Origin of the sequence: Streptomyces sp. WAC06614 (assembly GCF_003949795.1) — a bacterium.
Taxonomy (GTDB): Bacteria; Actinomycetota; Actinomycetes; order Streptomycetales; family Streptomycetaceae; genus Streptomyces.
Genome location: NZ_RPRY01000283.1, coordinates 1 through 8,785, shown reverse-complemented (window position 1 = coordinate 8,785; position 8,785 = coordinate 1). Strand labels below are relative to the sequence as shown.

The 8,785-nt window shown below is 73.0% G+C and carries 10 protein-coding genes; 6 read left to right on the top strand and 4 right to left on the bottom strand.

The genetic code is table 11. The features are described 5' to 3' along the window. The 3 genes from EF918_RS27875 to EF918_RS27865 form a co-directional block, all read left to right on the top strand. A partial coding sequence (locus EF918_RS27875; protein WP_148141270.1) for a carotenoid oxygenase family protein occupies positions 1-1,152 on the top strand: 1,152 nt, incomplete at its 5' end. Positions 1,153-1,358: 206 nt separating this feature from the next. Further along, positions 1,359-2,369, top strand: a complete 1,011-nt coding sequence (locus tag EF918_RS27870; protein WP_125651691.1) for a glycoside hydrolase family 26 protein — start codon at positions 1,359-1,361, stop codon at positions 2,367-2,369. Positions 2,370-2,404: 35 nt separating this feature from the next. Continuing rightward, positions 2,405-3,475, top strand: coding sequence for a sulfotransferase (locus EF918_RS27865; protein ID WP_125651690.1), 1,071 nt, complete (start codon positions 2,405-2,407; stop codon positions 3,473-3,475). 50 nt (positions 3,476-3,525) lie between these two features. Here the strand turns inward: EF918_RS27865 and EF918_RS27860 are convergent, their stop codons facing one another. The 4 genes from EF918_RS27860 to EF918_RS27845 all read right to left on the bottom strand — a co-directional run bounded on the left by EF918_RS27860 (position 3,526) and on the right by EF918_RS27845 (position 6,335). Continuing rightward, positions 3,526-3,834, bottom strand: coding sequence for a putative quinol monooxygenase (locus EF918_RS27860; RefSeq protein ID WP_125651689.1), 309 nt, complete (start codon positions 3,832-3,834; stop codon positions 3,526-3,528). Positions 3,835-3,951: 117 nt separating this feature from the next. Beyond that, positions 3,952-4,413: a DUF3592 domain-containing protein gene (locus EF918_RS27855; protein ID WP_125651688.1), complete on the bottom strand. Its 462-nt coding sequence runs from the start codon at positions 4,411-4,413 to the stop codon at positions 3,952-3,954. A gap of 43 nt (positions 4,414-4,456) precedes the next feature. After that, on the bottom strand, positions 4,457-5,665 hold the full coding sequence (locus EF918_RS27850; RefSeq protein ID WP_125651687.1) for a hypothetical protein: 1,209 nt from the start codon (positions 5,663-5,665) through the stop codon (positions 4,457-4,459). A gap of 19 nt (positions 5,666-5,684) precedes the next feature. Next, the gene (locus tag EF918_RS27845; RefSeq protein WP_125651686.1) at positions 5,685-6,335 is read right to left on the bottom strand and encodes a LysE/ArgO family amino acid transporter; all 651 of its coding nucleotides are present in this window, start codon (positions 6,333-6,335) and stop codon (positions 5,685-5,687) included. 74 nt (positions 6,336-6,409) lie between these two features. Between EF918_RS27845 and EF918_RS27840 the strand changes: the two genes are divergently transcribed. The 3 genes from EF918_RS27840 (at position 6,410) to EF918_RS27830 (ending at position 8,765) form a co-directional block, all read left to right on the top strand. Continuing rightward, entirely contained in the window at positions 6,410-7,219 is an 810-nt protein-coding gene (locus EF918_RS27840; RefSeq protein WP_125651685.1) for a LysR family transcriptional regulator ArgP, read from the top strand. Between the two features lie 80 nt (positions 7,220-7,299). Beyond that, a complete protein-coding gene (locus tag EF918_RS27835) occupies positions 7,300-8,352 on the top strand; it encodes a vWA domain-containing protein (protein ID WP_125651684.1) in 1,053 nt (350 codons plus the stop codon). A 131-nt stretch (positions 8,353-8,483) separates the two neighbouring features. Next, entirely contained in the window at positions 8,484-8,765 is a 282-nt protein-coding gene (locus EF918_RS27830; protein WP_185921950.1) for a hypothetical protein, read from the top strand. Positions 8,766-8,785 lie beyond the last annotated feature (20 nt).

Genomic DNA, 8,785 nt, shown 5'->3' with positions numbered 1-8,785 from the left:
CCCTACATGACCCCCCACGGCCCCGACCTCACCGCCAGCACCGCCGGCACCCACGTCATCGAACACGCCGGACGCCTCCTCGCCCTCAGCGAAGCCAACCTCCCCTACGAACTCACCCCCCAACTCGACACCATCGGCCCCTACAACTGGAACGGCACCCTCACCACCGCCATGACCGCCCACCCCAAAGAAGACCCCCACACCGGCGAACTGCACTTCTTCGCCTCCTCACCCCTCCCACCCTTCCTGACCTACCACGTGTCCTCGCCCGACGGCACCGTGCTGCGCAGCCAGGAGGTCCCGGGGGCGACCGCCGCCCTCAAGCACGACTTCGCCCTGACCGAGCACTTCGTGGTGTTCATGGAGGGGGCAGTCACCTTCGACCCGACCGAGCATTCCGGCATCCCGTACTCCTGGAGCGACGCCCAGCCCTCGCGGATCGGCGTGATGCCCAGGAGCGAGGGCGGGGCGGCGCAGGTCCGCTGGTTCGACGTGGCGCCCGGCTACGCCATGCACCTCGCCAACGCCTACGAGGACGCCTTCGGCCGCATCGTCGTCGAGGGACCGGCCGTGGGCCGGGAGGGCTGGCAGCGCTCCTGGAACTGGTGGGTCGGCGCCCCTGACCGCGGCGCCGAGCCCAACTCGGGCTCGCGTGCCACCCGTTGGACGGTGGACCTGGCGGCAGGCCGGGTCCACGAGGAGCACACCGACGACCTGGTCGTCGAATTCCCCACCATCAACGACGCGTTCACCGGGCGGGAGCACCGCTACCAGTACGCGCTGTCCTTCCCCGACGACCTCGGCATCGGCACGCACGCGCTCGTCAAGTACGACCGGGTCACCGGGGGCCGCCAGATCAAGCCGTTCGGGACCGGCCGGCTGCCCAGCGAGGCCGTCTTCGTCCCGGCCGCCCCCGCCGACGCGACCGGCACCGCCGACGCGGCCGGCACCGCCGACGCGACCGGGGCGGCCGCCGAGGAGGACGCGGGCTACCTCCTGACCGTGGTCAGCGACCTCAACACCGACAGCTCCCGCCTGCTGGTGCTCGACGCGTCCGACCTCGACCGGGCACCGGTCGCCACGGTCCACCTCCCCCGGCGCGTCCCGGCCATGATCCACGGCTCGTGGATCCCCGACGCCGCCGCCCACTGACGGACCCGGGCGGCGCCCTCCTCACCGGCGGTGCCGGGACGCGTTCGGCGTCCCGGCACCGCTGCGGGATTTCACCGGGTCGGGCGAAGCGGGGGCGTGCGGGTAGCGCGAATGGCCCAGCATCGGGGCACCGGGCGGGCTGTGAGCCGTAGGGACTGTCTAACGTCGGTGCCAAGCACATCGGTCCGCGAAGCTCAGGAGACGCCATGTCCCGGAGACGCCGCTGGATGGTCGGCGCCTGCGTCGGTACGGTCACCGCCGGCCTGCTCTTCATCGGCGGGGCGATCGCCCCCGCTCCGCACGAGGCCTCCGTCCCGCGGGGAACGGCAGGGGGTTCGGGGGGCGGGTCCGCGGTGGGCGTCTACCTCCACTACGGCACGCCCGGCGTCGACCGGATGCGGGGGTTCTCGCACTGGCTCGGGGGGACGGAGCTGCGCGCCGGGCACACCTACCTGCCGGGCGACACGTGGACGAACATCGAGGGGGCTCCCGACTCCCTGGAGAGCTGGGCCCGTTGGCGCAAGCAGCGGTCGGACCGGCTGTTCGTCCTGAACGTGCCGATGCTGGCGCGCAACGAGGCGGGCGTCCCGGACGCGGAGGTCGCGGAACTGCTGCGGGCCGGCGCGCACGGCGAGTACGACCACCACTTCCGGAAGCTGGCCCAGCGGCTGGTCCGTCTCGGGGTGCCGGACACGGTCGTCGTGCTGGGCTGGGAGATGAACGGCTTCAACTACACCCACCGGTGCCGCCCCGACCCCGAGGCCTGGAAGCGCTACTGGCAGCGGATCGTGGGCGCCATGCGCTCGGTGAAGGGCCAGCGGTTCCGCTTCGACTTCGCCCCCAACCGGGGCAGCGACGCCATCGCCTGGACCCGGTGCTACCCCGGGGACGACGTGGTCGACATCATCGGCATGGACAGCTACGACCAGCCGCCCGGCGAGACCTTCGACGACATGGTCACCCAGCCGTACGGCCTCCAGCACCAGGTCGACTTCGCCAAGCAGCACCGCAAGCGGATCTCGTACCCCGAATGGGGGTTGTTCCGTCACGGCGACAACGCCGAGTACGTGCGCGGGATGCTCGGCTGGATCGCCGAACAGCGGCCGCTCTACCACAGCATCACCGACTACTGCCCGCACGGCGTGTGGCAGTGCGACCAGAACCCCCACTCCGCCGAGGTGTTCCGGGACTTCCTGGCGGCCGGCCACGGACGGTAGTCTGCCCGTTCCGGTGGGTGCGGAAGGGTGAGGGCATGCGCACGTTGACCTTCGTCGTCGGTACGGGCCGCAGTGGGTCGACCGCGTTGTCCGGGATCCTCCACGCGCATCCGGAGGTGCTCAGCCTCAACGAGCTGCTGTCGTCGGTGCAGAGCCGGGGGCTGCCCGAAGGCCGCCTGGACGGGGCGGAGTTCTGGGAGCTGCTGGCCCGCCCCAACCCGTTGTTCGAGCGGATGATCCGCAACGGCGTGCCGATGCCGGAGTTCCTGTACACCCGCCGCCCCGGCCGCTTCGCGACCGCGACCACGGGCATTCCCGCCCTCTGTCTGATGGTGCTGCCGCACCTGACCGAGGACCCGGACGGGCTGTTCGACGACCTGGCGCAGCAGGTGCCCGGCTGGCCCGCGCGGACCGCCGCCGAGCACTACGAAGCACTGTTCGACCTGCTGGGCGTACGGTTCGGACGGACGGCGGCGGTCGAACGGTCGGGCTATTCGCTGGAGCGGGTGCCGCTGCTGCGCAGGGTCTTCCCGCGGGCGCGGTTCGTGCACCTGTTCCGGGACGGACCCGACTGCGCCCTGTCCATGAGCCGGCACACCGGCTACCGGCTGATCTTCCTGCTGCGGGAGATCCTCGCCCGTACCGGTGCGGAGCGGGTGGAGGACCTGACCGAGGATCAGGTCCGCTCCCTGCCGCCCGAGCTCGCCCCTCTGCTGGGCGAGGAGTTCGACTCCGGCCTGGTGCGGGAACGGGAGCTGCCCACGGCCGGTTTCGGGGCGCTGTGGTCGGAGCTGGTGGTCCGGGGCACGGCCGCGCTCGACGCGGTGCCGGCCCCGATGCGGACGACCCTGGCCTACGAGGACCTGCTCGACGCCCCGCGCGCGGAGCTGACGCGGCTGGCCGGTTTCATCGGGGTGGAGCCGCTGCCCCGGTGGCTCGACGCGGGGACGGCCCGGCTGGACGGCAGCCGCCGGGGCGCGTCCCGGCGGCTGCCGGAGGCCGAACGAGACGCCCTGCGGCAGGCGTGCGCGCCGGGCACCCGGGCCCTTGACCGGGCCCGGGACGGCCGGCAGCAGGGAGACGAGCTGCTGCTCCGCCGGCGGTGACCGGGAGGGCCGGGCCCGCCCGGGCCGTACGTCGCCGCCCGGGGCCCGTCTCAGCCGAGGGTCTGCTGGTCCTCGACGTCGCAGTCGGTGTAGGTCGTGGGCCGGGTCATCAGGGCCGAGAGGTGCTGGGCCAGTTCGCTGGTCTCGGGGGCGTTGCTGTTGGCCATGGCGGCCTCGTAGGACTCGAACTCCACGACGACGAGGTAGCGGTGGGGGTTCGCGCGGTCCTTGAGGAGGGTGCGGGCGGTGGGGGTGCCGGAGCGGCCCTCCGCGCGGACCCGCTCCTCGTAGCCGCGCAGGAGGTCCCGGACCTCGTCGATGCGCTCGGTCTCGAAGTCGATGATCTGTGCGAACTTCATGATTCCGGTTCCTCCTGGCGCGTGGCGGCCCCACCGCGGGAGCCTGTGCTCCCCCAGCAAACACCGTCCCGACCCCGGCCTCCGGTCGAACACGCGGCGGGCGGCGGACCCGGCCCCCTACGGGAGCAGGGCGCCCGCCAGGAAGCCCAGTCCGGTCGCGGTGAACAGGGCGCCCACCGCGGTGAAGAGCTGCCACAGGGCGGGGCCGTCGCCCGCCGGCGTCCAGCGGGTGGGGTCCGCCGGGTCGTAGCGCACCTGCACCCGGCGGCCCGGGGCGGGCACCTTGTCGCGCGGCCGGGCGAGGGCCGACGTGGTCTCCATGCGGCGGCCGTCGCCCGTGGTCCAGGCGATGACCGGGGCGTAGACGGTCGTACCGCTGCTGCGCAGGGTGACGGTGGCGTCGGAGTCCGCGTCCTGCATCCGGGAGGCTTCGAGGCGGACGACCACGCCCTCGGCCGTGGCCCCGTCCCGCAACAGCCTGCGCACGCGCCGGACCTTGGCGTACGACGCCGCTGCGACGACCGTGCCCAGCGGGGTGAACACGAGCGCCAGGATCCAGGGGGTGAGGGAGGGGGACATGCGGCAGAGCCTACCCGGCGGGGCCGGGAGGCTCTGCGGGGCCTCAGTCCTGCCAGTAGAACAGCAGTGTGTGCACGTCGAGCGGGATCCGGGCGCCGAAGTAGTAGACGCCGAGTCCCGTCACGCGGACGGCGCCGCGCTCCGCGTCGATCCACCGGAACCCGGCCGCTTCGAGGGCCGCCCGGGCCTCGGGGTCGTCCTCGTGGTCGCCCGCGTAGGGACCGAGGGTGCTGAGGAACAGCTCGCGCCCGTCGCCGTACTCGATCACGTGGTACGTGCCGTCGCCCTGCCGGTGCGCCTCGCCGCAGGACACCGGTGGCCGCGGGGCCAGTCCGGCCGCGCCCAGGGCCGCGGTGGCACGGCGCAACTGGGCCTCCTGGTCCGGTGGTTCGGGCGGTTGCGTGCACAGCTGCTCGATCCGCCAGCGCGGGTCGCTCTGCTTCTCGCACCAGGCCCCGTACTCGTGCACGATCGCCCGGCGCACGTCCTCCGCCAGGCCCTCGACCTCGACCCGCGGCCGCCCCAGCGCCTCGTGGACCGCGCGGGTCTCGGTGACGTCCTCCGTCAGCCGGTGCAGCGCGTACGCCGCCCAGAGCGCGGCGTCGACCGTCGGTGCGGCGGCGAGGTAGCGGCGCAGCCCGGCCGGGTCGGTCAGGTAGTCCTGCATGAGGTGGGCGACCCCGGGGTCGGGGTCGGCGAGCGCGGCGGTCACGTCCTCTCCGGCGTGCCACCGCCGGCGCCACCGCCACGCCCGGGCCTCGGGGCGGGCGTCGTCGAGGCGGTCCAGGACCGCCGCGGCGCCGTGGCGTGCCACGAGCGCGTCCAGTCCGGCGTCCCCGGTCTCGCGGCTGTGCCGCCAGTGGCTGAAGGCGAGTTCGGCCAGACCGGGCGCGGCCGTGAGGTCGCCGAGCCGGCCGCGCGCGGCGAGTGCCGCCTCCGTCATGCCGTAGGCGCTCTCCTCGCGCCGGTCCTCGTGGCGCAGCCAGGGCAGCAGTTCCTCCCGGTCCGAGAGGAGGTCCAGCAGGGCCTTGCGCACCACGCCCGTGTCGGTCCGGTCGTACAGGCAGGTGAGCAGGTCGTCGAGCCGGCTCGGCGGGACCCGGCCGGCCAGGGCCTCGACGCAGGCGAGCCGGCGCCACCACGGCTCCGCGCGGTCCACGGCGCAGCCGGCCAGGGCCTCGGCGTCGTACGCGCCGAGCCCGGCCGCGTCGACGGCGCCCGCGGCGGGGGCGAGGGTCTCGATGCTGGGCATCCGGGGATGCTACTGCGCGTCAGGCGCCGGCCACCAGCATTCCGCCCGTGGCCAGCATGGTGGCCGCGACCAGGCCGTCCAGGACCCGCCAGGCCTTCGGCCGGGACAGGACGCCGCTCAGGAGGCGGGCACCGAAGCCGAGGGCGGTGAACCAGCCGAGGCTGGCCAGGGCCGCGCCCGCGCCGAAGGCCCAGCGCAGGTCGCCGCGGTCGGAGGCCAGCGAGCCGAGCAGGAGCACGGTGTCCAGGTACACGTGGGGGTTGAGCCAGGTCATCGCCAGGCAGGTCAGGACCGCCCGGCGGACGGTCCCGGCGTCGGGGCCGCCGGCCGTCAGCGTCGCGGCCGGGTCCGGGCGCAGGGCCCGCCGGGCCGCCAGGAATCCGTAGCCGAGCAGGAACGCCCCGCCGGCCAGGCCGACCGCGGTCAGCGCGGCCGGCCAGGCGGTGACCACGGCGCCGACGCCCGCCACGCCGAGCGTGATCAGGACGGCGTCGGAGACGGCGCAGATGGCGACGACGGCGAGGACGGCGTGCCGTCGGACGCCCTGGCGCAGCACGAAGGCGTTCTGGGCCCCGATGGCCACGATGAGGGAGAGTCCGGTGCCGAACCCGGCGAGGACGGCGGTCAGGAGGGGGCCGGTGCTGGTGAAGGCGGCGAAGCTGCTGGTCATGACCTCGACCGTAAGGAAAGCGTAGGGATGAGTACAGCTAAGGATTCTTAGGTAGCTTTAGCCATACTTCACTCATGGACGAACTTCCCCTGGACCAGGTCCGGACCCTCCTCGCCGTGGTCGACGAGGGCACCTTCGACGCCGCGGCCGCCGTCCTGCACGTGACTCCCTCCGCCGTCAGCCAGCGCGTCAAGGCCCTGGAGCAGCGCACCGGGCGGGTGCTGCTGATGCGGACCAAGCCGGTGCGGGTGCCGATCGCGGTCAACGCCGACTCGCTGGCCACCTGGTTCCTGCCCGCCCTCAGCGACGTACCGCAGGATCCGCCGATCTGCTTCGAGCTGTACCGGGAGGACGAGTCGCACACCACCGCCCTGCTGCGCGAGGGCCGGGTGATGGCGGCGGTCACCTCCTCGCCCGACCCGGTGGCCGGCTGCACGGTACGGCCGCTGGGGCTGGCCCGCTACCGGGCCGCGGCCTCGCCGCAGTTCGCCGCCCGGCACCTCGCCGGGGCGCCGGCCGAGGACCTGCGCGTGGCCCCCACGGTGGCCTTCGACGCGCGCGACGACCTCCAGGACGCCTTCGTACGGTCCCTCACCCGGGGCCGGTCGGGCGCCGGTCCGGTCCGTCACCTGGTGCCCACCTCGGACGGGTTCCGGGACGCGGTGGCCGCGGGACTCGGCTGGGGGATGGTGCCGGAGCCGCAGGCCGAGCCGCTCCTGCGGGCGGGGCGGCTGGTGGAGCTGGCGCCGGACCGGCCCATGGACGTCCCGTTGTACTGGCAGCAGTGGAAGCTGGACTCCCCGGCGCTGTCGACCGTCGCCGAGGTGGTCGCGGCGGCCGCCGCCGGGGCGCTCCTCCCGCACCGCCGGACGCGCAGGCCGTGAGCGGTCGTCAGGAGATCGATTGTCAGTGGTGGGTGCGAAGGTAAGTGCATCGAGTTCGCACAACCGAGGGGGAAGCGGTCATGTCCGCACGCCGGTCCAGCCAGAACTACATCAATCACGTCGCTCTCGTTCTCGACGCCAGTTCGTCGATGTCGCACCTGGCCGGTGCGGTCGTCGAGGTCGCCGACCAGCAGATCGCCTATCTCGCCCGCCGGTCGCGCGAATTGGACCAGGAAACGCGTGTCACGGTCTATGTCTTCGCGGACACGGTGGAATGCGTCATCTACGACAAGGACGTCCTGCGGATGCCGTCCTTGAAGCAGCTCTACCGGGTCGGCGGCATGACGGCGCTGCTGGCGGCCACGCTGAAGTCGCAGCGGGAGCTGGCGCAGACGGCGCAGCTCTACGGGGACCACAGCTTCCTGACGTTCGTGCTGACCGACGGCCAGGAGAACGCGAGCCACCGCGGCCCGGACGCGCCGGCCAGGGATCCGCGGGCGCTGGTGCGGGCGGTGTCCGAGATGATCGAGACGCAGGAGGACAACTGGACGCTGGCCGTCCTGGTGCCCGACCAGATGGGCCGGCGCGAGGCGATGCAGTGCGGTTTCCCGAAGGACAACGTGGCCGTCTGGGACGCCACGAGCACCCAGGGGCTGGAGGAGGCCGGGCAGGTCATCCGGGAGGCCACCGAGAAATTCATGGTGGGCCGCACCAAGGGCATCCGGGGATCCCGGGCGGTGTTCTCCACGGGCGCCGAGGCGGTCAACAAGGACACCATCAAGGCGGCCGGTCTCACCCCGCTCAAGTCCTCGGACTACCAGCTCATTCCGGTGACCCGCGATGTGGCGGTCCGGGAATGGGTGGTGGAATGCGGGCACGAATTCCGTAACGGTGGCGCTTTCTACGAGCTGAGCAAGTCGGAAAAGGTCCAGGCGCGCAAGCAGATCGCGGTGCTGGAGAAGAAGACCGACCGGGTCTTCACGGGGCCGGAGGCCCGCGCCCTGCTCGGGCTGCCGGACGCGGAGGTCCGGGTGAAGCCCGACCAGAACGACGACTTCACCATATTCGTGCAGAGCACCAGCGTGAACCGGAAGCTGGTGGCGCAGACACGGCTGCTGCTGATGACCTCCTGACGCTCCGCCAGGCACCGGCGACCGAGCACGAGTTGCTAACCTGTGGCCAATGTTTGGCATCAGTGTCCTCTCCGAGGACTTCGCCGCCGCCCCCTACCGCCACTTCGCCCGGTCGCAGGGAACAGACTCCGGTGCACTACGGGCCGGCGATCGACAGCTACTTCGTCTCCCGGTGCCAGGACGTGCGGCGGGTCCTCACCGACCAACAGGCCTTCGACACAGAGACGTTGCGGGCGCGCGCCGAGCCGGTGATGCGCGGGCGGGTGCTCGCCCAGATGAACGGGGCCGAGCACCCGCCAAGCGGAAGATCGTCGTGCGGGCCTTCACCGGCCCGGCGCTACCGCGAGACCGGCCTCTCCCCACGGGGCCCGGTGTCCCTCCCGCTGGACTTCACGCCCCTCCGGGCGCCGTAGCCCGGTGCCCCCGTACGCCC

Bases quoted from the DNA above. Each gene is read 5' to 3' on its own strand.
- EF918_RS27870 (WP_125651691.1), top strand. From the start codon at position 1,359: ATGTCCCGGAGACGCCGCTGGATGGTCGGCGCCTGCGTCGGTACGGTC.
- EF918_RS27865 (WP_125651690.1), top strand. From the start codon at position 2,405: ATGCGCACGTTGACCTTCGTCGTCGGTACGGGCCGCAGTGGGTCGACC.
- EF918_RS27860 (WP_125651689.1), bottom strand. From the start codon at position 3,834: ATGAAGTTCGCACAGATCATCGACTTCGAGACCGAGCGCATCGACGAG.
- EF918_RS27855 (WP_125651688.1), bottom strand. From the start codon at position 4,413: ATGTCCCCCTCCCTCACCCCCTGGATCCTGGCGCTCGTGTTCACCCCG.
- EF918_RS27850 (WP_125651687.1), bottom strand. From the start codon at position 5,665: ATGCCCAGCATCGAGACCCTCGCCCCCGCCGCGGGCGCCGTCGACGCG.
- EF918_RS27845 (WP_125651686.1), bottom strand. From the start codon at position 6,335: ATGACCAGCAGCTTCGCCGCCTTCACCAGCACCGGCCCCCTCCTGACC.
- EF918_RS27840 (WP_125651685.1), top strand. From the start codon at position 6,410: ATGGACGAACTTCCCCTGGACCAGGTCCGGACCCTCCTCGCCGTGGTC.
- EF918_RS27835 (WP_125651684.1), top strand. From the start codon at position 7,300: ATGTCCGCACGCCGGTCCAGCCAGAACTACATCAATCACGTCGCTCTC.